Source organism: Globicatella sp. PHS-GS-PNBC-21-1553 (genome assembly GCF_033564055.1).
In the GTDB taxonomy this organism is placed as follows: domain Bacteria; phylum Bacillota; class Bacilli; order Lactobacillales; family Aerococcaceae; genus Globicatella; species Globicatella sulfidifaciens.
In genome coordinates, this window is record NZ_CP085470.1 from 1,224,021 (window position 1) to 1,248,950 (window position 24,930).

General features: G+C 36.9%; 17 protein-coding genes and 1 pseudogene. 16 read left to right on the plus strand and 2 right to left on the minus strand.

The window, feature by feature from the left end:
• The first annotated feature begins 64 nt into the window (after positions 1-64).
• The 7 genes from pstC to LB888_RS05770 all read left to right on the plus strand — a co-directional run bounded on the left by pstC (position 65) and on the right by LB888_RS05770 (position 6,535).
• The gene (gene pstC / locus LB888_RS05740; protein ID WP_318753911.1) at positions 65-928 is read left to right on the plus strand and encodes a phosphate ABC transporter permease subunit PstC; all 864 of its coding nucleotides are present in this window, start codon (positions 65-67) and stop codon (positions 926-928) included.
• Positions 928-1,746 carry a phosphate ABC transporter permease PstA gene (gene pstA, locus LB888_RS05745; RefSeq protein ID WP_276645935.1) on the plus strand — a complete coding sequence of 273 codons (819 nt, stop codon included), beginning with the start codon at positions 928-930 and terminating at the stop codon, positions 1,744-1,746. Before pstC ends, pstA begins: the two co-directional genes overlap by 1 nt.
• A gap of 1 nt (position 1,747) precedes the next feature.
• Positions 1,748-2,506 carry a phosphate ABC transporter ATP-binding protein PstB gene (pstB, locus tag LB888_RS05750; protein ID WP_276933863.1) on the plus strand — a complete coding sequence of 253 codons (759 nt, stop codon included), beginning with the start codon at positions 1,748-1,750 and terminating at the stop codon, positions 2,504-2,506.
• A gap of 27 nt (positions 2,507-2,533) precedes the next feature.
• Positions 2,534-3,190, plus strand: coding sequence for a phosphate signaling complex protein PhoU (gene phoU / locus LB888_RS05755; RefSeq protein ID WP_276645940.1), 657 nt, complete (start codon positions 2,534-2,536; stop codon positions 3,188-3,190).
• 308 nt (positions 3,191-3,498) lie between these two features.
• Positions 3,499-4,344 (plus strand): substrate-binding domain-containing protein, encoded by an 846-nt coding sequence (locus LB888_RS05760; RefSeq protein WP_318753912.1) that lies wholly within the window; start codon positions 3,499-3,501, stop codon positions 4,342-4,344.
• A 253-nt stretch (positions 4,345-4,597) separates the two neighbouring features.
• Positions 4,598-5,161, plus strand: a complete 564-nt coding sequence (locus LB888_RS05765; protein WP_412928325.1) for an NADPH-dependent FMN reductase — start codon at positions 4,598-4,600, stop codon at positions 5,159-5,161.
• A 3-nt stretch (positions 5,162-5,164) separates the two neighbouring features.
• On the plus strand, positions 5,165-6,535 hold the full coding sequence (locus tag LB888_RS05770) for an NADPH-dependent FMN reductase (RefSeq protein WP_318753914.1): 1,371 nt from the start codon (positions 5,165-5,167) through the stop codon (positions 6,533-6,535).
• Positions 6,536-6,607: 72 nt separating this feature from the next.
• Here LB888_RS05770 and LB888_RS05775 read toward each other — a convergent pair whose 3' ends face one another.
• Positions 6,608-7,087 (minus strand): nucleoside 2-deoxyribosyltransferase, encoded by a 480-nt coding sequence (locus LB888_RS05775; protein ID WP_066125591.1) that lies wholly within the window; start codon positions 7,085-7,087, stop codon positions 6,608-6,610.
• Between the two features lie 560 nt (positions 7,088-7,647).
• Between LB888_RS05775 and rpoB the strand changes: the two genes are divergently transcribed.
• From rpoB to LB888_RS05795, 4 genes are all read left to right on the plus strand, one after another.
• On the plus strand, positions 7,648-11,259 hold the full coding sequence (gene rpoB / locus LB888_RS05780; protein ID WP_412928317.1) for a DNA-directed RNA polymerase subunit beta: 3,612 nt from the start codon (positions 7,648-7,650) through the stop codon (positions 11,257-11,259).
• A gap of 55 nt (positions 11,260-11,314) precedes the next feature.
• Positions 11,315-14,956 (plus strand): DNA-directed RNA polymerase subunit beta', encoded by a 3,642-nt coding sequence (gene rpoC / locus LB888_RS05785; RefSeq protein WP_318753916.1) that lies wholly within the window; start codon positions 11,315-11,317, stop codon positions 14,954-14,956.
• 463 nt (positions 14,957-15,419) lie between these two features.
• Positions 15,420-16,415, plus strand: a complete 996-nt coding sequence (locus LB888_RS05790) for a D-2-hydroxyacid dehydrogenase (RefSeq protein WP_318753917.1) — start codon at positions 15,420-15,422, stop codon at positions 16,413-16,415.
• Positions 16,416-16,458: 43 nt separating this feature from the next.
• Positions 16,459-17,508, plus strand: a complete 1,050-nt coding sequence (locus tag LB888_RS05795) for a PTS sugar transporter subunit IIC (RefSeq protein ID WP_318753918.1) — start codon at positions 16,459-16,461, stop codon at positions 17,506-17,508.
• Positions 17,509-17,874: 366 nt separating this feature from the next.
• Here LB888_RS05795 and LB888_RS05800 read toward each other — a convergent pair whose 3' ends face one another.
• A complete protein-coding gene (locus LB888_RS05800) occupies positions 17,875-18,759 on the minus strand; it encodes a LysR family transcriptional regulator (RefSeq protein WP_318753919.1) in 885 nt (294 codons plus the stop codon).
• Between the two features lie 163 nt (positions 18,760-18,922).
• Here LB888_RS05800 and LB888_RS05805 point away from each other — a divergent pair, with 163 nt between their 5' ends.
• The 5 genes and pseudogenes from LB888_RS05805 to LB888_RS05825 all read left to right on the plus strand — a co-directional run bounded on the left by LB888_RS05805 (position 18,923) and on the right by LB888_RS05825 (position 24,771).
• Positions 18,923-19,612 (plus strand): zinc metallopeptidase, encoded by a 690-nt coding sequence (locus LB888_RS05805; RefSeq protein ID WP_318753920.1) that lies wholly within the window; start codon positions 18,923-18,925, stop codon positions 19,610-19,612.
• Positions 19,613-19,623: 11 nt separating this feature from the next.
• Complete coding sequence (locus tag LB888_RS05810; RefSeq protein WP_318753921.1) at positions 19,624-20,829, plus strand: YcjF family protein; 1,206 nt, start codon at positions 19,624-19,626, stop codon at positions 20,827-20,829.
• Between the two features lie 281 nt (positions 20,830-21,110).
• Positions 21,111-22,557, plus strand: a pseudogene (lysS, locus tag LB888_RS05815) (lysine--tRNA ligase).
• A 351-nt stretch (positions 22,558-22,908) separates the two neighbouring features.
• Positions 22,909-23,196, plus strand: a complete 288-nt coding sequence (locus LB888_RS05820; RefSeq protein WP_276649190.1) for a GNAT family N-acetyltransferase — start codon at positions 22,909-22,911, stop codon at positions 23,194-23,196.
• 216 nt (positions 23,197-23,412) lie between these two features.
• On the plus strand, positions 23,413-24,771 hold the full coding sequence (locus tag LB888_RS05825) for a citrate:proton symporter (protein ID WP_311920542.1): 1,359 nt from the start codon (positions 23,413-23,415) through the stop codon (positions 24,769-24,771).
• Positions 24,772-24,930 lie beyond the last annotated feature (159 nt).

The window sequence follows — 24,930 nt, forward strand, 5'->3', positions numbered from 1 at the left end:
CCTTACTTAACCTTTCAGAATAAAACCGTTAAAATTGAAGGTAGAGAAATTATGGAGGAAGATTATGATGCGAGATTTTAAAGAGACATTCATGAAATATGTGTTTTTATTTTGTGCGACTTTGTCGATTGTATCTATTATTTTGATTTTTTATTTTATTTTTCAAGGAGCAATTCCTTTCTTACTAAAGACTGGTGTTTGGAATTTTTTAAGTGGTAGTGTTTGGAGACCAACCGCATCAACACCTAAATTTGGGATCTTTCCAATGATTGTTGGATCATTTGCGGTTACAATTGGTGCTGTTATTATTGGAGTACCAATTGGTGTCTTAACAGCTGTTTTTATGGCTTACTTCTGCCCTGAAAAACTCTATCGCTATGCCAAACCTGCTATAAACTTAATGGCGGCCATTCCATCGATTATTTATGGCTTTTTTGCTTTACAATTACTGGTTCCTTTATCTCGACAATTGTTTGGTGGAACAGGGATGAATATTATCACCGCTTCGATATTATTGGGAATTATGATATTACCAACTATCATTGGATTATCAGAATCTGCAATTAGAGCTGTGCCAAAAGATTTTTATTCGGCTAGTATGGGGTTAGGGGCTACTCATGAACGCTCAGTGATGAGTGTGGTCGTACCGGCAGCTCGTTCAGGTATTTTATCTTCTGTAATTTTAGGGATTGGGCGGGCAATTGGTGAAACAATGGCGGTCATTTTAGTAGCGGGTAATCAACCGGCACTCCCTCGTCGATTAACTTCTGGTGTCCGAACGTTAACGACAAATATCGTATTAGAAATGGGTTATGCGTCTGGGGATCACCGTGATGCCTTGATCGCTACAGCAGCAGTATTATTTGTATTTATCATTATTATCAATAGTATTTTCATGTTGATTAAGAAGAATAAGGAGGTAGCTTAATGAAAACGAATCATTTTATTAAAGGGCTAGTTTGGGCTGCCGCAATGTTTACCTTAGGGATATTATTGTTTATTATTGGTTTTATTGTTTGGAATGGTTTTTCATCAATGAACCTAAGTTTATTCGAATGGGAATATACCACTAAAAACGTCTCGATGATGCCGGCTATTATTTCAACTTTAGTCGTGGTTGGAGTATCATTATTAATTGCCGCACCAATCGGTGTTTTTACTGGTTTCTATTTAGTAGAATATGCGGATCGTTCAAGTAAATTTTTACCGATTATTCGTTTAGCCACTGATACTTTAGCAGCAGTTCCGTCGATTGTTTATGGTTTGTTCGGGATGTTATTTTTTGTAAATAGAGTTTTCGGTAGCTTTTCACATTACGCTGGTATTTTAACGATAACGATCATGATTTTACCTATTATTATTTCATCGACAGAGGAAGCTTTATTATCCGTTCATAATAGTTTGCGAATGGGGAGTTTAGCATTGGGTGCTGGTAAGCTTAGAACCATCTTTACCGTAGTATTACCGGTCGCAATGCCTGGGATTTTATCAGGACTCATCTTGGCGACTGGTCGTATAGTTGGGGAGTCGGCTGCTTTACTTTACACTTTAGGTTCTTCATCTAATATGATCAGAAATCTTAAGTCTCCAGGTCGTACATTAGCGGTACATATGTACGTTTTATCCCAAGAAGGTTTCCACGTGAAAGAAGCGTACTCAACGGCTACGGTTTTAATTATTTTAGTATTAATCATCAATTGGTTATCCACTCGATTAGGTAACAAGTTAGCAACAGGGGGAAGATAAGATGGCAAAGGTAAAATTTGATATACAAAATTTAGATTTCTATTATGGTGATTTTCAAGCACTTCACAATATTGATATGAAGATTGAAGAAAAATTAGTCACAGCCTTTATTGGACCTTCAGGTTGTGGTAAATCAACGTTTCTAAAAATCTTAAATCGAATGCAAGACTTAGTCCCTGGAACTAAAGTGGATGGATTGGTTACTTTAGATGGTCAAGACATCTATAATCGAAACTATAATGTCAATGAGTTACGTAAACGTGTGGGGATGGTTTTCCAACAACCGAACCCATTCCCGAAGAGTATTTATGATAATATTGCTTATGGACCACGCACACATGGAATCAAAGATAGTGCTCAATTAGATCAAATTGTTGAAGAATCGTTAAAAGGCGCTGCTATTTGGGATACCGTCAAAGATAAATTACATCAAAATGCGACCGCATTGTCTGGTGGGCAACAACAACGTATTTGTATCGCGCGAGCAATTGCGAATAACCCAGAAGTCTTATTAATGGACGAACCAACATCAGCCTTAGACCCAATTTCGACTAATAAGATTGAAGAATTAGTTCATGAATTAAAAGAAAAATATACGGTTGTGATTGTAACCCATAATATGCAACAAGCGGCCCGTATTTCCGATAAAACAGCTTTCTTTTTAAATGGAGAAGTGATAGAATTTGGAGACACCGAACAAATCTTTGGATTCCCAGTAGATAAACGTACAGATGATTATATCTCTGGTCGTTTCGGCTAATAATTATTCCAAATAGGAGGAATTAAGATGAGAAGTGTATACGAGCAAGAGTTAAAAGATTTATATGTTCAATTGACAAGTTTAGGAAATGCAGCCAATGAATCATTACATAAAGCGGTAACTGCTTATCAAAATGACGATAAAGAATTGGCGCATGAATTATTTAGTGATGATTTAAGAATTAATGCGTCTACTGCAGACATTGAAAAAGCTGCTTATCGTATTATTGCCTTACAACAACCTGTAGCAGGGGACTTGCGTTTAATCTTCACTGTTTTACACTGTTCACAAGATATTGAACGTATTGCCGATCATGCGGTATCGATTGCGAAAGCAACGATGCGTTTAGATGAAAACTTTAAAGACGCGCCCCAAATTAGTCAAGTATTAATGGAAATGGCCGAAAAAGTTCAAGTGATGTTAACGGATGCGATTACGGCATTTATGGAACAAGATTCACGTGGAGCTAAAGCGATAGCAGAGCGTGATGAAGAAGTAGACGCTTTATTATCAAAGCTCTTTAAGATCGTGATTAAAGATATGGAAGAACAATCGGATGTTATCACATCTGGTGTGAGCTATATCGGTGTCGCGCGTAATTTAGAGCGTATTGGTGACTATGTGACGAATATCTGCGAACGGATTGTTTACTTGAATACAGGTGAGATTATCGAATTAAATTAAAAATATTTTCTCTGATGACTTTGGCTGATTGAAGTTGTCAGAGTTTTTTTGTTTTGAAATGATTTGCTTTTATTTTTCTAAGTAATATTTTATGGATTATTTGTGGAAAATATTAAAAATAGTGCCAAAACGGATGCTTGTACGGAGGGGGAAATTCAATGTTTTTATAGGAGTTGGTGAGTGTCATTGGAATTGTTTACGTTGAATTTACAATTAATTTACAATAAATTGATAATTGAATGTTATATTTAACATGTACCGCAAAGGTATTGATGAAAACTTTTATTTAAGAGGAGAATATTAATATTATGAAAAAAGCTTTATCTAAAGTAGCAATTGCATTATTAACTGCATCTGCAGCATTACCTTCAGTCTTCGCACAAGAAGGATTAATTAACGTAGTATCTCGTGAAGATGGATCAGGAACTCGTGGAGCTTTCGTTGAATTGGTAGACGTTGTAGATGAAAACGGCGATGATATGACAGACCTTTCAGCAGTTATCCAAAACAGTACAAATGGTGTTATGCAAACAGTAGCGGGTGACCCTAACGCTATTGGCTATATTTCTTTAGGTTCATTAAATGAAGATGTTAAAGCTTTAACAGTAGACGGTGTAGAAGCTTCAGCTGAAACCATTAAAGCTGGTGATTACAAAATCGCTCGTCCATTTAACGTTGCATGGAAAAAAGATGGACTTTCTGAAATCGCTGAAGACTTTTTAAACTTTATCCATTCTGAAGAAGGACAAAAAATCGTTGAAGAAGAAGGATACATCAAGTCTAAAGATGAAGCTACTGAATATGAAGCTTCAGGCTTAAAAGGTGAATTAACCTTAGTTGGTTCTACTTCAGTTTCTCCAGTTATTGAAGTATTAGGAGAAGCTTATAAAGCATTAAATCCAGATGTAACCATCTCTGTTGAATCAGTAGGTTCTTCTGCAGGTATCGAAGCAGCTAATAACGGTACAGCTGACTTAGGTATGGCTTCACGTGAATTAAAAGAAGAAGAGGCTGAAAACTTAGATGTTGACGTAATTGCTTTAGATGGTATCGCAGTTATCGTTAATAAAGATGCTGAAATCGAAGATATTACTTTAGAAAACTTGAAAAAAGTTTACTTAGGTGAAATCACTGATTGGGCAGACGTTAAATAATTAACATAAACACAAAACCTTATTAAGATTGAAACAGTCTAGTTCGCTAGGCTGTTTTTTGTACTATTCATACCGAATAATATAGAGATTGACCAAAAAAGATGCAATTGATACACTTATAATGAGTTGTAAGCGTATAATTAGTGAAACAATTTAATCATACGACAAATAATAAAAATATTAGAAATGAGGGATCTTTGTGTATAAATTGATTGGCATAGTGGGCTCCAATGCAAAAAGTTCTACCAATCGGATGTTATTACAGTACATGAAAAAGGCGTTTGCGGATAAAGCGACGATTGAATTAGTAGAAATAGACGCTTTTCCATTATTTAATAAACCAGCATTTGATCAACTTCCTCCTGAAGTCATGGATGTAGCGGCTAAGATTGAACAAGCACAAGGGGTGATTATTAGTACTCCAGAATATGATCATACGATACCATCGGCATTAAATAATGCACTTGCTTGGCTTTCCTATGGGATTTATCCATTTGTTGACAAGCCTGTCATGATTACCGGCGCCTCATATGGTGTATTAGGATCGTCTCGCGCTCAACAACACTTACGTCAAATATTAGACGCTCCAGAACTAAAAGCACGTATCATGCCGAGTTCTGAGTTTTTATTAGGACATTCATTAAAAGCATTTGATGAAGCAGGGGAATTAATTAATGCAGAAAATAAAATAAAATTATCGAAGTTGTTTGATGAATATTTATCGTTTATTAATGTGATGGAACAAGTAACCCAAGCAGCATCGGTTCATAGAAAAGAAGCAGAGAATTATAATTGGGAGAAAAGAGAGGTGAATTAAATAATGAAATTAGTCGGTCTAGTCGGTTCAAATGCAGAACATTCATACAATCGCTTGTTATTAAAGGAAATTAAAGCCCGCTTTCAGCATCTATTTTCCCTAGAAATACTGGAAATCTCTAGAGTGCCACTCTTTAATGTATCTGCTGATGATCTTGACCTCGAGGATGTTCAATTCTTAAATCAACGTATTTTAGAAGCAGATGGTGTTATTATTGCGACACCTGAACACAATCATACGATTCCACCAGCTTTAAAAAGTGTTCTAGAATGGTTGTCATACAAACTACATCCATTTGAAGATAAACCGGTCATGGTAGTTGGTGCCAGTTATGATGTACTCGGCACTTCTCGATCGCAATTACATTTACGACAAATATTAGAAGCGCCAGGCCTAAGAGCCCATGTCTTTCCAGGAAATGAATTTTTATTAGGCAAAGCGAAAGAAGCCTTTGATGAAAATGGTCGGCTAGTTGACGCCAAAACCATTCAATATTTATCAGAATGTATTGAAAAATTTGTTCGCTTTGTTCATATTTTAAAACAAGTCGAACAACCACGTCATCGTAAACAAGGCATTATTCATCAGAGCTATCAACTTGGTGATTTTTCAAAAGGAATGGATGATTCAGAAGTAGCAGAAATTATCCAACAATTAAAGTCAGGAGAAAAAGAAGTCGCCCACTATCATGTGCCTACGGGAAATAAAGAGCAGTATATTGTTCACACCTTTCAGACTGTAACAGATGAAGACGGAAGTATCGTTTCAATTGAAGAGTTTATCATGGATTATGCGCAAATAATTGAACAGTATTTAAAGCAAACGGGACAATCTCTAACGAACGAGGAAGACTTAACCGCAACGAAGCAAAGTCAATACACAGAACCAGAAATCCCTGAAGTAGATGTGTCAAGTAGCGCTAGTCAGCATTTGGAAACAAAAAATCCACCATTACAAAGAAATGAGACAATCGAAGCAAAGGTTGATGCGACTTCCAGTCCAACACAATTAAGTGCAGCTGGAGAAGCAGAACCAAGTGAAAAGGCTGCTAAAGCGAAATTTATTTATGTCAATGAACACTCAAAGCAGTCAACGTCTACACAAGATACTCAACCTCAGATTATAAAAGTAATCGACGTAGGTTTTGATGATACAAGAAACTCAAAACAAGACGTAGATACTACCACTACGGCGACCGTCAAACATTTAAACCATGAAAGTAAAAAAGAAGAGAATATGCAAGACATAAACCTTCCAACAGCAAACGTACAAAAAGCAAAAAAATCAGATACAACAGAAGCTGAATCAGAAGCCAAATCAGGTCATCGACCAACGATGATAGATGCGACTTCGGGAGCAAGTGACCAATATTAAATTTTTAGCATAAAAAACGTGGCGAGTACCAATCATCCAAGAAGATGTTAGACTAACCACGTTTTATATTATTTAGGCTAAAAATTGTTCGATGGCTTCAGGAACAGCTGAACTATTATTGACGATTTTACCATTCAATTTAATCAAGCCAACAGTATATAAATTGACATATCCAAATTGGGATTCTGCAATTTCTTGTAAGGCTTCGATTTTTTGTTGGTTAGTTCCACCTAATTGACGAGAGTCAGTGTATAAACCAACAATAGGGATACCAGCTTGATAAGCGACACCAATTTCTGAAGCGACACCTGGATCGATGACTTGCCCATCTAAGACTGCTAGTAACACATCGCTCGATAGGACAGCTTCGGTATCTAATTTGGCAATCATAGTTGAATCAGCATAAGCATTTTTATCGTTAATTTCACCCTGTTCTTGGGGTAAGAAAATTTCTAGGTCAGGTAGAGCTTCTCGAATTGTTTGAGCTAATTTAGCATTAAAAGCTAGTTCCATTTCAGTAAATAACGGGGCAGCAAAATATAATTTCGACATATCATAACCTCCAAAATCATTTAAACTACTCTTCATTATAGTGAAGCAAATCGAGAGAAGCAATTAGAAACAATGGAAAATATTTGTCATACTACCTGAAAATTCGTGATTAAAAAGTTGATTAATAAGTTAAAGTGGCTACGCGATAAATCAATTTAAAAAGAAAGCACGACAAGAACTAAAAAGGTTTGAAGAATGGACACAAGTAGGAATTAATCAGTCATTTTTGTATGCTAAGCAAACTCAGTTTAACGCAAATAAAAACATCGCAAAAACACGAGCATAATTCATGACAGAAGGGGTTGACAGAGGTTGATGATTAATGTAATATAGTAAGTTGCAAAGACGCAGGAAAGTAGTTTAGAAAACGGGTTGAAATATTGTCCAACAGCGTTTTCACGAAAAGAACAAAAGATACGAGCCAATAATTTTTCAAAAACTCGATCTCTTTTGTCTTTTTTTGCCTAAAAATAGTACAAAAAGCGATTTGTTAGCTAAATGTAATATTTGTAACACAAACGTAACTTTCGGCGCTTTAATATTTAGAAGGGGTGAACAGCTTGAGTCAGCATCATATTGTAAAATACGGTAAAAAAGCTCAAAGACGTAGTTATGCGCGAATTGATGAAGTTTTGGAATTACCGAACTTAATCGAAATTCAAACTGATTCCTACCAATGGTTCCTTGATGAAGGATTGCGAGTAATGTTTGAAGATATTTCTCCAATCGTTGATCATACTGAGAATTTGGAGTTACATTTTATTGATTATGAATTTAAAGAAGCAAAATATAATTTAGAAGAGGCACGTAGCCATGATGCCAACTATTCTAAACCAATTTATGTGACTTTACGTTTGGTTAATAAAGAAACAGGAGAAGTAAAAGAACAAGAAGTATTCTTCGGTGATTTCCCAATTATGACCGAAATGGGTACATTCATTATTAACGGTGCTGAACGTGTTATCGTTTCACAATTAGTTCGTTCTCCAGGTGTTTACTATCATGACCGAGTGGATAAAAAATCACGTCATAGTTATACATCTACCGTCATTCCTAATCGTGGTGCATGGTTAGAATTTGAGACGGATGCTAAGGGAATTGCTTATGTGCGTATTGACCGTACACGTAAATTACCTTTAACCGCATTAGTTCGTGCATTAGGTTTTGGTTCAGATGAAGAAATTATTGATATTTTCAGTCAATCTGAATTATTAGATTTAACATTAGAAAAAGATGTTCATAAGAATATCACCGATTCACGTGTGGAAGAAGCCCTTAAAGATATTTACGAGCGTCTACGTCCAGGTGAACCAAAGACAGCAGAAAGCTCACGTAACTTATTAACAGCACGCTTCTTTGATCCACGCCGTTATGACTTAGCACCTGTAGGTCGTTATAAAGTTAATAAGAAATTACATTTAAAACATCGTTTACTAGGTCTAACATTAGCTGAAACGTTAGCTGACCCTGAAACAGGAGAAGTTATCTTTAGTGAGGGGACTGAATTAGATCAAGAAAAAATCGATATTTTAACACCATACTTAGATAACAATATTAATTTGGTTACCTTGCATCCAGCACCTGAAAGTGTTGTTGCGGAACCAATTGATTTACAAGTCATTCGTGTTTATTCACCAGCCGACCCTGAAAAAGTTATTAATATTATTGGAAATGGTAATATCGAAGGCGTTAAAAACTTAACACCGGCTGACATTATCGCCTCAATCAACTACTATTTAAACTTAGAGTTAAACATTGGAACAACTGATGATATTGACCATTTAGGTAACCGTCGTATTCGTTCAGTGGGTGAATTATTACAAAACCAATTCCGTATTGGTTTAAGCCGTATGGAACGTGTGGTGCGCGAGCGTATGTCCTTACAAGATACTGCGACCATTACTCCACAACAATTAATTAACATTCGTCCAGTCGTAGCAGCTATTAAAGAATTCTTCGGTTCTTCTCAGTTGTCACAATTTATGGACCAATCAAATCCATTAAGTGAGTTAACTCATAAACGTCGTTTATCAGCCTTAGGGCCTGGTGGTTTAACGAGGGACCGTGCTGGATACGAAGTGCGTGACGTTCACTACTCTCACTATGGTCGTATGTGTCCAATTGAAACACCTGAAGGACCAAACATCGGATTAATTAATAGTTTATCTACCTATGCGAAAATTAATAAATTTGGTTTCATTGAGACACCTTACCGTAAAGTAGACAAAGAGTCCTTAAAAGTTACTGATGAAATTGTTTACTTATCAGCCGATGAAGAAGATTTATATACCGTTGCGCAAGCTAACTCATTATTAAATGAAGATGGTTCATTCGTAAATGATGTGGTAATGGCACGTTATATTTCTGAGAATATAGAAGTACCAGTAAGCAAAGTTGACTTTATGGACGTTTCACCTAAACAAGTAGTAGCGGTAGCGACAGCTTCTATTCCATTCTTAGAAAACGATGACTCTAACCGTGCTTTGATGGGAGCGAACATGCAACGTCAAGCAGTGCCATTGGTTAATCCACAATCACCATTGATTGGAACAGGTATGGAATATAAAGCAGCTCACGACTCGGGAGCAGCCTTATTGTGTAAACGTGACGGTGAAGTAGTTTATGTGGATGCGAATCGTGTGAAAGTTAAAGTAGCGGATGGTTCTACCGATGAATATCGTTTAACTAAATTTGCTCGTTCAAATGCGGGAACTTGTTACAACCAACGTCCAATCGTAAAATTAGGGGATATTGTTGAGAAAAATGATATCTTAGCGGACGGACCTTCAATGGAAAATGGCGAAATGGCTTTAGGACAAAACCCATTAGTAGCCTTCATGACCTGGGATGGTTATAACTATGAGGACGCGGTCATCATGTCAGAGCGTTTAGTGAAAGATGATGTTTATACTTCAATTCACATCGAAGAATATGAATCAGAATCGCGTGATACGAAATTAGGACCTGAAGAAATTACGCGTGAAATCCCTAACGTAGGTGAAGATGCCCTTAAATACTTAGATAAAGACGGTATTATTTCTATTGGGGCTGAAGTGAAAGATGGTGACATCTTAGTAGGTAAAGTCACACCTAAAGGGGTAACCGAATTATCTGCTGAAGAACGTTTATTACACGCAATCTTTGGTGAAAAAGCTCGTGAAGTCCGTGATACTTCATTACGTGTGCCTCACGGTGGTGGCGGTATTGTTCATGATGTTAAAGTCTTTACACGCGAAGCTGGCGATGAATTAGCACCAGGTGTAAATAAATTAGTTCGTGTCTATATCGTTCAAAAACGTAAAATTAGTGAAGGGGATAAAATGGCCGGACGTCACGGTAATAAAGGGGTAGTATCTTTAATTATGCCGGAAGAAGATATGCCATTTATGCCTGATGGAACACCAATTGACATTATGTTAAACCCATTAGGGGTACCTTCACGTATGAATATTGGACAAGTATTAGAATTACATTTAGGGATGGCTGCTCGTCAAATGGGCATTAAAATTGCGACTCCAGTCTTTGATGGCGCGACCGAAGAAGATGTGTGGGATACCGTTAAAGAAGCCGGATTAGAACAAGATGCGAAGACCATTCTCTATGATGGACGTACAGGTGAACCATTTGACCGTAAGGTTTCTGTTGGGGTTATGTACATGATTAAATTAGCCCACATGGTTGATGATAAATTACATGCTCGTTCAACAGGACCTTACTCATTAGTAACGCAACAACCTTTAGGTGGTAAAGCACAATTTGGTGGACAACGTTTTGGTGAGATGGAAGTTTGGGCACTGGAAGCTTATGGTGCTGCTTATACTTTACAAGAAATCTTAACGTATAAATCCGATGATGTTGTGGGACGTGTGAAAACATATGAAGCAATCGTTAAAGGTCAACCAATTCCGCGTCCAGGTGTACCAGAATCCTTCCGCGTATTGGTAAAAGAATTACAAGCCTTAGGATTAGATCTTAAAGTATTAGATGCAGATGATAATGAAATCGAATTACGTGACGATGACGATGATGATGACGTAATTAACTACAATGCATTAGATAAATATCGTGAAGAACAAAAACAAGCTGAAAAAGCTAAACTAGAAGCAGAAGTTGGCGAAACAGAAAACAACACTGAAAAAGAGTCAGCAGAAGTAGAAACAGTTGAAGAATAGCCTAGGTGCCATTGGAGTATTAGGCGCTCCAAAATAAAAAAAGGAGGTCGGCCCCTTGATAGATGTTAATAATTTCGAAGCCATGCAAATTGGCTTAGCATCCTCCGAAAAAATTCGTAGTTGGTCATACGGTGAAGTAAAAAAACCTGAAACCATTAACTACCGTACATTAAAACCTGAACGTGACGGATTATTCTGTGAACGTATTTTCGGACCAACTAAAGATTGGGAATGTAGCTGTGGTAAATTAAAACGCGTTCGTTATAAAGGACGCGTCTGTGATCGCTGTGGTGTTGAAGTAACGAAAGCAAAAGTACGTCGTGAAAGAATGGGACATATTGAATTAGCTGCTCCAGTTACACACGTATGGTATTTCAAAGGAATTCCAAGTCGTATGGGATTAGTATTGGATATTAGTCCACGTTACTTAGAAGAAGTGATTTACTTTGCTTCATACATCGTTATTGATCCAGGTGATACCCCGTTAGAATTTAAATCATTGTTAACGGAAGCAGAATATCGTGAGAAAAAACGCGAATACGGTGATCGTTTCTATGCCAAAATGGGTGCAGAAGCCGTTAAAGAATTATTAGAAATGGTAGACGTTGAAAAAGAAGTTGAAGAATTAAGAGAAATCTTAAAAACCGCAACAGGTCAAAAACGTACACGTGCGATTCGCCGTTTAGACATCTTAGATGCTTTCAATGAATCAGGTAATAAACCAGAATGGATGGTATTAGATGTCTTACCTGTTATCCCACCTGATATTCGTCCAATGGTTCAATTAGAAGGTGGACGTTTTGCGACAAGTGACTTGAATGATCTATACCGTCGTGTTATTAACCGTAATAACCGTTTGAAACGCTTATTAGATTTAGGCGCACCTGGTATTATTGTTCAAAACGAAAAACGTATGTTACAAGAAGCGGTTGACGCTTTGATTGATAATGGTCGTCGTGGTCGTGCCGTAACCGGACCAGGTAACCGTCCATTAAAATCTTTATCGCATATGTTAAAAGGGAAACAAGGTCGTTTCCGTCAAAACTTATTAGGTAAACGTGTAGACTACTCAGGGCGTTCTGTTATCGTCGTTGGACCTAACTTAAAAATGTATCAATGTGGTTTACCAAAAGAAATGGCAATTGAATTATTCAAACCTTTTGTAATGAAAGAATTAGTTGAACGTGAAATTGCTAGCAATATCAAAAATGCTAAACGTATGATTGAAACTCAAGATGATGCGATTTGGCCTGTAATTGAAGAAGTTATTCGTGAACATCCAGTGTTACTTAACCGTGCACCTACGCTTCACCGTTTAGGGATTCAAGCTTTCGAGCCGACCTTAGTTGAAGGTCGCGCAATCCGTCTACACCCATTAGTGTGTGAGGCATATAATGCCGACTTTGACGGGGACCAAATGGCGGTACACGTACCTTTATCAGAAGAAGCACAAGCAGAAGCACGTTTGTTAATGTTAGCAGCTCAAAATATCTTAAACCCTAAAGATGGTAAACCTGTCGTAACACCATCTCAAGATATGGTCTTAGGTAACTATTATCTAACTTTAGAAGAACCAGGACGTATCGGTGAAGGTTTAGTATTAAGTAGTGTGGGTGAAGCAGAAATTGCTTATCAAAATGGTTATGTACATTTACATACACGTGTTGCCATTCCAGCTAAAGCATTACCTGGAAAACCATTTACTGAATGGCAAAAAGAACGTTTAATGGTGACAACAATTGGTAAATTATTCTTCAATGAGATTATGCCAATAGAGTTTCCTTACTTAAATGAACCTACTAATGCGAACCTAACCCAACAAACACCTGATAAATATTTCTTAGAACCGGGAACAGATGTACCAGAAGCGATTGCCGCAATGGAGATGGTACCACCGTTTAAGAAAAAAGACTTTGGTAATATTATTGCGGAAGTATTCAAACGATTCCAAATTACGGAAACGTCTGTGATGTTAGATAAATTGAAAAACTTAGGTTACAAGTATTCAACACGTGCTGGAATTACTGTTGGGGTTGCAGACGTATTACGTCTAGAATCTAAAGATGGTATTTTAGAGGAAGCACATAAAAAAGTTGAAAATATCACGAAACAATATCGTCGTGGTTTAATTACCGAAGATGAACGTTATGGAAGTGTTATTCGTACTTGGGAACAAGCAAAAGATAAGATTCAAGAGGATCTTAAGAGCTCATTACCAAGATTAAACCCAATCCATATGATGTCGGATTCAGGTGCCCGTGGTAATATCTCTAACTTTACTCAATTAGCGGGTATGCGTGGTAACATGGCGGCGCCAAGTGGTAAGATTATCGAATTACCGATTACATCAAACTTCCGTGAAGGATTATCGGTCTTAGAGATGTTTATTTCTACTCACGGTGCTCGTAAAGGGATGACCGATACGGCCTTGAAGACAGCCGACTCAGGTTATTTAACACGTCGTTTAGTTGACGTAGCGCAAGATGTTATCGTTCGTGAAGACGACTGTGGTACTGATAAAGGCATTGTGATTACCGAAATTGCTGATGGAAACAGTGTGATTGAGTCATTAGACGAACGATTAATTGGTCGTTATACTCAAAAAACAGTCCGTCACCCTGAAACAGGTGAGGTAATTATAGGACCAAATGAATTAATTTCTGAAGATTTAGCAGCGACTATCGTTAATGCAGGTATTAAAGAAGTAACGATTCGTTCAGTCTTTACATGTAATACACAACATGGTGTATGTAAAAAATGTTATGGCCGTAACTTAGCGACCGGATCTGAAGTAGAAGTTGGGGAAGCGGTCGGAACGATTGCAGCTCAATCAATCGGAGAACCTGGTACTCAATTAACCATGCGTACTTTCCATACCGGAGGGGTTGCGGGTGGTGGCGATATCACTCAAGGTTTACCTCGTATTCAAGAGATTTTTGAAGCGCGTAATCCTAAAGGACAAGCGACTATTACAGAAGTAGCCGGTGTTGTGGAATCGATCGAAGAAAAAGCGGGCGACCGTTCGAAAGATATTACGATCGCTGGTAACGGTGATACTCGTACTTATAATGTTGCTTATCAAGCACGCTTGAAAGTAAAAGAAGGAGATATGGTTGAACGTGGTCAAGCGTTAACGGAAGGTTCCATTGATCCAAAAGAATTGTTACGTGTTACTGACGTGATTACAGTTGAAAAATACTTATTACGTGAAGTACAAGCGGTATACCGTGGCCAAGGGGTAGAAATCGGCGATAAACACATCGAAGTAATGGTTCGTCAAATGTTACGTAAAGTACGCGTTATGGACCCAGCAGGCACAAAAATTCTACCAGGTGCTTTAATGGATATCGCAGACTTTGCTCGTGCGAATGCATCTTCTATTAAAGCCGGAGAAATCCCAGCGACAGCGCGTCCAGTGTTATTAGGAATTACCAAAGCAGCCTTAGAGACAAATTCATTTATTTCTGCTGCATCATTCCAAGAAACAACTCGTGTCTTAACAGATGCTGCTATTCGCGGTAAGAAAGATGTCTTATTAGGACTAAAAGAGAATGTTACAATTGGTAAATTAATCCCTGCTGGTACTGGTATGACCAGATATCGTAATATCAAATCAAACCTAGATGTACAAGCAGAATTAAACGAAGCTGAAGCAACTGTAGCGACAGAAGCAACTGAAACCGCAGAAGTAGAATAATTTAGGGCAGAGGATGAGTGGTCTTAAATAGAGTCTTAATGACTTGTTTGAGAGCTACTCACCTGTGCGAGTGGGTGGACAGACGAAGCGAAAGTCATTTGGTTTTCTACGTCTTGCCCGCTTTCATTGAGAAGTAATAGAGGTTGAACTAAAACATAAAAGTTTGGTTCGACCTCTTTTTTGTTTGCCATAAAAGAGATTGATTCAGAAAATAGCAGTCATTCTGATTCTTACCGAAGACAAATCGGAAATCAAACTTAATTAAAGAAGACTAATTAAATTAAAAATGTTATAATATTCAAATAAAAAAATAAAGGAGAGATAAGCAGAATAAAAAACTATCTGAACTATTAATATTATTTATATCCCTATAAATTATATGTATAACGAAGTGTTATTATGCTATTGTGAATAACTATTCAAAGTCTTATGATTAAGATAGTACATAAAGGGGGAATAAATAATGCGTAAAATTATTATGTTTGGTGTTCGGGATGAAGAAAGAACCGTCGCTGAGAATTGGGCGAAGGAACATCAAGTTGAATTATCAATAAATGAAGAAAATTTTACACCAGAATTAATCGAACGAGTGAAGGATTATGATGGCTTATCTTTATCACAAGTAGGAAAATTAGATGAGTCATTATATGCACAATTACATCAAATGGGAATTAAGCAAATTGCGCAACGAAGTGCGGGAGTAGACATGTATAATTTGGCTTTGGCTAAAGAGAATGACATTATTATTTCAAACGTACCAAGTTACTCACCAGAATCGATTGCTGAATGGACAGTTGCAATGGCTTTAAATATCATTCGTAAATACGATTTAATTCAAGAAAGAGTGAATGAACATAATTTCTCATGGACACCTGAAATCCGCGGACGTTTAATGGGAGACATGAAAGTTGCTGTATTAGGAACAGGACGGATTGGTCAGGCAGTGGCCCGTTTCTTTAAAGGTTTTGGTTGTGAAATTATCGGTTATGATTTATATCCAAATTCGCAATTATCTGATTTATTAACCTATGGTGACTCTATTGAAGAGGTCATTAAGGATGCTGATATTATTTCATTACACATGCCAGCAACTGAAGAAAATTATCATTTATTCGATAAAGAATTATTATTAAAATGTAAAAAAGATGCGATTTTATTAAATATGGCACGAGGTGCTTTAATTGATACGAAAGCTTTAATTGAAGTATTGGATGAAGGTCATTTAATGGGGGCCGGTTTGGATACTTATGAAGAGGAAGGGCCATTGATTCCTAAAAACTTAACAGACCAAACGATTGAAGATGAGTTATTCCTGCAAGTTATTAATCATCCAAAGATTATTTATTCACCACACATTGCTTTTTATACGGATGAAGCCGTGAAGAACTTAGTTGAAGGTGGCTTAAATGCAACATTAGAAGTCATTGAAACGGGAACGACCCGTAATCGTGTAAATTAATTAATCATCAAAAGCAGTAAACATCAATAAGATAGTAAGGAATGTGAACGAGATGGAAAGTAAAATGACAGCAAATAAATTTGCGATGAATATTTTAAATGGATTGGCATTGGGGACGGTAGTGGTCTTGATTCCAGGGGCGCTACTATCGGAATTATTTAAGGCGATTATGCCTGGCTCTTCAATTTTAAATGCCTTAGCCATGTCTAATTCTATGTTAGGATTAGTTTGTGGTATGATGGTTGGCTTGAATTTTAAATTTAATCCGATCCAATCGGCTTCAGTCGGATTGGCGGCGATGTATGCTTCAGGTGCCGTTCAATTTGCTGATGGGTCGATGACGATTAACGGGACCGGCGATATTATAAATGTTGGTTTAACAGCCGCTTTAGCTGCATTGGTGATTTTATTAGTAGGCGATAAATTAAAATCTTATACTATTATTGTCATTCCGGCATTATTATTAGCCGGTGTTGGCGGTCTTGGAAGAATGATCTTACCTTATGTTACTAGTATTACCACCTTAATTGGACAAGGGGTTGCTTCGTTATTAACACTGCAACCGATTATAATGTGTATTTTAATTGCGATTATTTTTGCGATTTTAATTGTTTCTCCTATTACTACCGTCGGCATCGCTTTAGCTGTTGGATTATCAGGTATTGGTTCTGGTGCTGGTAACTTAGGTATTTGTGCTTGTGGTTTTGGTTTAGCGATTATGGGATGGAATGTCAATGGTGTGGGTACAAGTATGGCACATTTTATTGGCTCACCCAAAATGTCCATGCCAGTCGTAGTGAAAAATCCCAAAACAATGATTCCAATTATCGCTAATGCAGCCGTCTGTGGTTTGGTTGCTCAAATTTTCAATATTCAAGGAACGCCGATGTCCGCTGGTTTTGGTTTTTCGGGGTTAGTTGGGCCAATTAACGCGATAAACTTAGCTGAAGGTGGCTTTGGCAATATTAAGAATATTTTAGTGTCGATTTTAGCGTTTATTGTGATTCCAGTGGCAATGGGATTTGTTTTTAAACATGTCTTTACCAAAGTAATGCCGATTGTCTCTGAAGAAGATTATCGCTTAGACTTATAATGATAGGATGTCCAGGCAGAAAGCTACTGATGTTGTTTGGAGTTGATAATCTTTTGATTATAAAAGAACCAAAGCTGCATCAAATTGTACTTGCTGGACTATTAATCGAAATCTAAGAGATTTAGTGTAAATAACGGATCGAAAGTGAGCCAAAAAGGATACATGACCGTGGGCCCCTCTGACAGTGCTAAGGTAAATAACAGGACGAAAGTAAGGTTCCATTTCTGAGGGGCATAATACTGATATTTTTTTACATGAAGACCTTAATAGAAGGGTCGTTATCCTAGATAACAATCAAATGGTCTATATGTAGACAAAGAACACCACCTAAAAGGCAGCGAAGCCATTTAAGTGGTGTTTTATTGTTTAATTAGATTTGATAGCGTCAATAAATTCTTGGATCGCTGAGGTAGTCACAAAATCTTTGCGAGTAGCGATACCGATAGGGTAGAAGTTATTCTTTTCGACGAAAGGGATCCATTTTAATCCTTTGTTGTCACTAAGTGCTTGAAATTCAGAAGGTAAAATGGTAATTGCGTTAAGCTCTTTTAAGCTATGTAATAAGACGGCCCAGTCGTTGTGCATAAATACGATATTAGGATTAAAACCAGCTGCGTGACAGCTACGTGTTAGCATTTCGCCTAACATGAAATGATGCGTCAAGCTAGAAATGTTTTGCCCTTTTAAGTCGATGATTTGAATCGCCTCTTTGTTAGCTAAGGGATTATTTTCAGGAATGACGACCGACACCCAATAGCCTTGGGTAGAGGTAGCTAGAGGTTCGATTGCAATTTCGGGATAAAGTTGGGGGAATGATAATAATCCCACATCGATTTCCTTATCAACCAGCATTTTTTGTAGTTGACGTGAACCATCTTGGAAGATAGCCAATTCAACATTACTATGGGTAGCAATAAAATGAGAGATTTGTTTCATAAATTGAATGGCGAATAGTGTCGTTAAGCCTACTTTTATTTTTTCAATAGGCTGTTGTTTGTATTGTGAAACTTTATCAATCAGCTTTTCAAAATCTTCGACTATTTTAATCCCATCATCATATAAGACTTGTCCTGTTTCAGTTAACATCATCCCTTCATCGGTCATCTTAAACAGCACAGTATTGAGTTCAGATTCTAGTTTTTTGATAGTTTGTGATAAAGTGGGTTGTGTAATAAAGAGACTTTTGGCCGCTCTAGAAAGATTTTTTGATTCGGCAATCGCAATGAAATATTTTAATTGTCTAATATCCATGAAGGTAACCTCTTTCCTATCTAACTAATATTAGTATAACATAAACGATTTAAGTCACTATCACCAACTTTAGTCTGATTTTAATTGGCAAAGTTGATATATAATGAAATCATTCTCAAAAATTGATATAATAACGTTAATAAACTCTTTGGAGGTGTTATGGATGTATTATGGATACGATAGTACGATGATTTTAGTGTTAATAGGAGCAGCGTTAGTAATGTTTGCTCAATCACGTGTGACAAGTACCTTTAGAAAATATGACGAATTAGAGTCTCTTAACCAAATTACAGGAAGACAAGCAGCTCAAGCTTTATTACAGGCGTCCAATATACATGACGTTTCAATCGAACATGTTGTGGGTCATTTATCTGATCATTATGATTCAAGATCAAAAGTTTTAAGATTATCAGACGCAACCGATCAATCAACGTCGATTGCCGCCATATCGGTAGCGGCTCATGAGTGTGGGCATGCACTCCAAGATGCAGAAAGCTACGGTTTCTTAAAATTACGTAGTTCATTTGCACCGATTGCTCAATTTGGGTCTAGCTTATCAATGCCTTTATTAATGGCTGGCTTTATCTTAAATATTTTTTCGTTAGTATGGATTGGGATTATTGCTTTTGGTTTAGCTTTAGCGTTTCAAATTATTACTCTACCGGTGGAATTTGATGCAAGTAAACGTGCATTAGCGATTATGCAGTCACATCATTTAATTGAGCCAGAGGAAATACCAGCAGCGAAAAAAGTATTGAATGCGGCAGCCTTTACCTATGTTGCTAGCACTTTAAACAGTGCGTTTACCTTATTACGTTTTATTTTAATCGCAAATAGTCGTCGTCGTGACTAAGGAGAGATTGGATGAGTATATTTCAACGTATTTTACGGGGCAAAGTAAATGTAAATTTAGCGAATGACTTAGCTAAGAAAGTCAATGATGAAGTGAAGAAGATGCCTTTCATTAATATTTTAGTGGCAGGTAAAACTGGGAGTGGCAAAAGCACCTTAATTAATGCTCTCTTTAGAGAGAATATCGCTAAGACAGGGGTTGGAATGCCTGTAACCCAGCACGTTGAAAAGTTGACAAAAGAGGGCGTCCCGTTATCCCTCTATGATACAAAAGGATTAGAATTAACGGCAGCGGCGCAAAAAGAGGTATTAAAAAGCCTTGCGCATTTAATTAATATCCAAAAAGAATTGGGCCATGATCAGGAAATTCATTTAGCTTATTATTGTGTGAATGCTAATATGTCACGTATTGAAGCAATGGAAGTCGAAATAATTCGAGCCTTAGCGAGTGAATTACCAGTTGTTTTAGTCGTGACCCAATCGATTGGCCAAGAATCAAACGAATTTATCGAGTATTTAAAAGAGTTAGCTTTACCAATCGAGGGCGTTGTGCCGGTATTAGCCAAAGAATATGCGGTCTCATCACATCAAAAAATACCTGCACATGGTTTACAAGACTTGATTGATATCACGGTAAAAATAATTCCATCAAAGGTACATCAGGCTTTTATCAACGCCCAACAAATCGATATTGATCGTAAAGTCGAAGATGCGAGACGTTGGGCTAAGCGTTATATTAAGACTTCTTTTGGTGTAGGCTTTACACCAATACCGGTATCGGATGCAGCCATTCTGGTGCCAATGCAAATTACGATGTTAGGTCATATAACAGCCATTTTTGGTTTATCATTAGAAAAAGCACAAATTATAAGTATGTTAGCCGGTGTAGGCGGTACGGGTGGTGCCACGGCCATAGGTAAATATTTGGCTGGTAATTTGTTAAAGTTTATTCCTGGAGTAGGCACGATTACCGGCGGAGTGATTAGTGGGATGACTGCTAGTAGCTTAACTATTGCTTTAGCCTATAGTTACATTGAAGTACTTAAGCAAATAGCCAGAGCTGAAATGCTCGGTTACGATATGGGCTTAAATGAAATTTCAAAATTAATGGGAGCAAATTTTAATGAGCAATTAAAAGAAGTTTCAAAAATGTTGCCCGATTCCGTTAAGAATCAATTACCACTGTGGACCAGAAGTTTCTTTGTTGAAGATTATTAAAATAATGAGAAAGGATTCTCAGCAAAATGGACTTAATTAACTCATGATGAGTGCGTCCATGAAGCTAAGAATCTTTTTTTGTCTAATAAAGGGCTAACTCTTACTAGAAAAGCCTTTCATTTATAAAAGGTGTGACATTTAGTCAAAATTCCGTTAAAATGTATCTATATGTGTAAATTTTTAAAAACATGAAATAAATAATATTTAGGAGTGAACCATTCGTGAGTAAACATGAAATTCAAGAAACATTAAACGACCAACTCATTGCGCGTCGTGAGAAAATGGTAAATATGGAGGAAGCAACAGAAGTCAATCCCTTTGATTCAGGATTTGTGCGGACACATACTTCTAGTCAAATTCATTCAGCTTATGACCATTTAGATAAAGAAACCTTAGCTGAAGGAGAGAAGATTATGGTCTCAGTAGCCGGAAGAATGGTTTCAAAACGTGGAAAAGGAAAAGCGGGTTTTGCTCATTTATTGGACATGGATGGCAAAATTCAAGTATACGTTCGTCAAGATGGCATTGGCGAAGTCGCTTATCCTTGGTTTAAAGTGGCAGACTTAGGAGATATTGTAGGAGTCACTGGTTATGTATTTAAAACGAATACCGGAGAAGTATCCGTTCATGCAACTGAATTTGTCCCGCTAACTAAAGCATTACGTCCATTACCGGACAAATTCCATGGTTTAACCAATGTAGAACAGCGTTACCGTCAACGTTACTTAGATTTAATTAGTAATGATGAGAGCCGTAATCGTTTTATTAACCGTTCTAAAATTTTACGTGAAATTCGTCATTACCTTGATGATGCGGGATATTTAGAAGTTGAGAACACCAACATTACATAATTTAGCCGGTGGTGCGAGTGCTAGACCGTTTATTACGCATCATAATGCATTAGATATGGAATTATACTTACGTATTGCCTTAGAATTACACTTAAAACGATTAGTAGTAGGTGGTATGGAAAAGGTTTATGAAATTGGCCGCGTATTCCGTAATGAAGGTATTGATACGACCCACAATCCAGAATTCACCATGTTAGAAGTTTATACGGCCTACACAGTCTATACCGATATTATGGATTTAACCGAAGGTTTAATTAAATCTGTTGCTGAAAAAGTTTTAGGGACAACTACCGTTGAATATGATGGTCAAGCTATTGAATTAGGTAAGCCTTGGGCCCGCCGTCATATGGTTGATATGATTAAAGAAGTAACAGGTGTGGATTTCTGGCAAGAAATGACTTTTGAAGAAGCCAAAGCTTTGGCAAAAGAACATCAAGTTGAAGTCAACCCACATGATTTAACAGTAGGACATATTATTAATAATTTCTTTGAAACTCACTGTGAAGAAAAATGTATTCAACCAACCTTTGTCTATGGACATCCGGTAGAAATTTCACCATTAGCACGAAAAAATGAAGCAGATCCTCGTTTCACCGATCGTTTTGAGCTATTTATCGTTGGAAAGGAGTATGCCAATGCCTTTACGGAGTTAACGGACCCAATCGATCAACGTGAACGTTTTGAAGCGCAAATGGCGGAAAAAAATGCTGGAAACGACGAAGCTCATCCAGTGGATGAAGATTTCTTAGAAGCATTAGAATATGGTATGCCACCAACCGGAGGATTAGGAATTGGGATTGACCGTTTAATCATGTTATTAACTGATTCACAATCGATTCGTGATGTATTATTATTCCCAACATTAAGAAATAACTAAAAAATCTAAATGATTATAAATAATCGCTCTGTAGCGTTCACATAACTGAATATTACAGAGCGATTTTTTGTTGATTATAATTTGATTTATGGTTTATTATTAATAACCATATGATAATGTTTAAACAACTTAATGTATCTTCAGCGGTAAATACAATTGTTAGCGCTGACGACGGGAATTTCATCTACTGATACTAAATAATATTTACCGATCCAAGCCTCCAACACCAATTGAAGTGACCACAATAGTTGCCCTTTTCTTGAAGCATTTGAATAGCGTAGAGCCAATATTTTATTTTAAATGACATTAGATAGTAGGTTGTGTTATATTACTTTCAAAGAGGTGAAGTATATGGAATTTGAAAAAATTGAAAATGGCTACGTTAAACGCAATGAACAAGGTGAGGTTATTGCAGAAATCACTTTTCAACCGACTGCAGATCCAGCCATTGTTATTGCAAATCACACTTATGTAAGTCCAGTCCTTAGAGGACAAGGAGTGGCAGAAAAATTATTAGACCATTTAGTATCCGAAATGGCTAAAGAGAGTAAGAAAATTAAAGCTCAATGTAGCTATGTTGTCGCTAAATTCGAAAAGGAAGCTGATAAATACGACTGGATTAATGCGGATAAACAATAAATCCATTCATAAAAGATTAAGAAAAATCAAAAATACTTTAAAACATTAATTGCCTCAGGTTAAAAATCGCCTGGTTCGTGCAACTAGTGTTTTTTTTGTGTTTTTTCGTATCAAAATGCGCTTAAATGCCTATTAATTACAATCGCTTTCATATAAAATACTTATAAAGGTAGATGCGCTCAATACTTTAACTATTATTTTTTAGGAGGAAAAAATATGTTGCTTACAATTTTAGCTTACGGTATGATTGTCTTCTTTATGTATGTCATCATGACCAAAAAAATGTCACCGCTGACATCCCTTATTATGATTCCATTATTATTTGCGATTATCGCAATGGTCACCGGTGTGGCACAAGGAGAAATGGCTTATAATATCGGAGAAATGGTCTTAGATGGGATAGCGAAAACATCTAAAACAGGTATCATGTTACTATTTGCAATTTTATATTTTTCAATTATGTTAGATGCTGGTTTATTTGATCCCATTACTGAGAAAATGATTCGCTTTGCTAAAGGGGATCCAATGAAAGTGTTAATTGCTACCGCAGTTGTTTCGGCTGCAGTTTCATTGAATGGAGATGGCACTACAACAACCTTAATCGTGGTCTCAGCTTTCTTACCAATCTATAAAAAATTAAACATGAATGTCATGAACTTAGGGGTATTATTAATTTTACAAAATACCATTATGAATTTATTACCTTGGGGTGGCCCTACCGCACGTGCAATGTCGGTCATGAATGTTGGAGCAGAAATTTTAAGTTATTTAGCACCAGGTATGGTCTTATCGATTCTATATGTATTATTCATTGTAGCCCCTCATATGGGACGCAAAGAGCGTAAACGTCTTGGTATTAAAGATTTAACAGAAGAAGAAATTTTATCGTTAACAACAATTAAAGATGAAGAAACACAAGCATTACGTCGCCCAGAAAATTTTGCTATTAATGGTATTATGACCATTATTTTAATTGCTTGGTTAGTTGCTGGTTCATTTATTAAAGCGATTGAGATGCCAGCCTTACTATTATTCGCAGTGGGTACCTGTTTAGCATTAATGATTAACTATCCTGTATTAAAAGATCAATCTAAACGTATCGGCGATAATGGGGGCGATGCGGTACAAGTTGTTATCTTAGTATTCGCAGCGGGTATTTTCATGGGATTATTCCAAAACTCTGGTATGGCTGATGCTTTAGCACAAAGTTTCGCAACCATTATCCCTAAACAATTAGCTGGTTTCTGGGGCTTAGTCGTAGCCTTAATTTCAGCACCAGGTACATTTTTTATTTCAAACGACGGCTTCTACTATGGAATCTTACCAGTATTAGCAGAGGCAGGAGCGAAATATGGCTTTGACAATATGTCAATGGCACTAGCTTCTTTAATGGGACAAGCGTTCCACTTATTAAGTCCATTAGTTGCTTTCATTTACCTATTATTAAGATTGACAGGTTTAGATATGGGTGAATGGCAAAAAGAATCGGCTAAATGGGCATTAGGTATTTTCGTTATCTTTGTTGTAACGATTATCTTAATGGGACATATGCCGTTTTATATTCCACAACAATAAAAACAAAATTTTGAGCGTGTTTGCATTGAGTCAAGTTGAATGGTTCAACTGAATAAAGAGTGGATAGATTCATAAAACTATAGACAGAATTCCTCTGAAGTAGGTTATCCACACTACTTTAGGGGAGTTTTATTATAAAATAGTCTTAAGATTATTTAA

Excerpts from the sequence above, each read along its gene's own strand:
- pstC (WP_318753911.1), top strand. The coding sequence starts at position 65 with ATGATGCGAGATTTTAAAGAGACATTCATGAAATATGTGTTTTTATTT.
- pstA (WP_276645935.1), top strand. The coding sequence starts at position 928 with ATGAAAACGAATCATTTTATTAAAGGGCTAGTTTGGGCTGCCGCAATG.
- pstB (WP_276933863.1), top strand. The coding sequence starts at position 1,748 with ATGGCAAAGGTAAAATTTGATATACAAAATTTAGATTTCTATTATGGT.
- phoU (WP_276645940.1), top strand. The coding sequence starts at position 2,534 with ATGAGAAGTGTATACGAGCAAGAGTTAAAAGATTTATATGTTCAATTG.
- LB888_RS05760 (WP_318753912.1), top strand. The coding sequence starts at position 3,499 with ATGAAAAAAGCTTTATCTAAAGTAGCAATTGCATTATTAACTGCATCT.
- LB888_RS05765 (WP_412928325.1), top strand. The coding sequence starts at position 4,598 with ATGTTATTACAGTACATGAAAAAGGCGTTTGCGGATAAAGCGACGATT.
- LB888_RS05770 (WP_318753914.1), top strand. The coding sequence starts at position 5,165 with ATGAAATTAGTCGGTCTAGTCGGTTCAAATGCAGAACATTCATACAAT.
- LB888_RS05775 (WP_066125591.1), bottom strand. The coding sequence starts at position 7,087 with ATGTCGAAATTATATTTTGCTGCCCCGTTATTTACTGAAATGGAACTA.
- LB888_RS05790 (WP_318753917.1), top strand. The coding sequence starts at position 15,420 with ATGCGTAAAATTATTATGTTTGGTGTTCGGGATGAAGAAAGAACCGTC.
- LB888_RS05800 (WP_318753919.1), bottom strand. The coding sequence starts at position 18,759 with ATGGATATTAGACAATTAAAATATTTCATTGCGATTGCCGAATCAAAA.
- LB888_RS05805 (WP_318753920.1), top strand. The coding sequence starts at position 18,923 with ATGTATTATGGATACGATAGTACGATGATTTTAGTGTTAATAGGAGCA.
- LB888_RS05810 (WP_318753921.1), top strand. The coding sequence starts at position 19,624 with ATGAGTATATTTCAACGTATTTTACGGGGCAAAGTAAATGTAAATTTA.
- LB888_RS05820 (WP_276649190.1), top strand. The coding sequence starts at position 22,909 with ATGGAATTTGAAAAAATTGAAAATGGCTACGTTAAACGCAATGAACAA.
- LB888_RS05825 (WP_311920542.1), top strand. The coding sequence starts at position 23,413 with ATGTTGCTTACAATTTTAGCTTACGGTATGATTGTCTTCTTTATGTAT.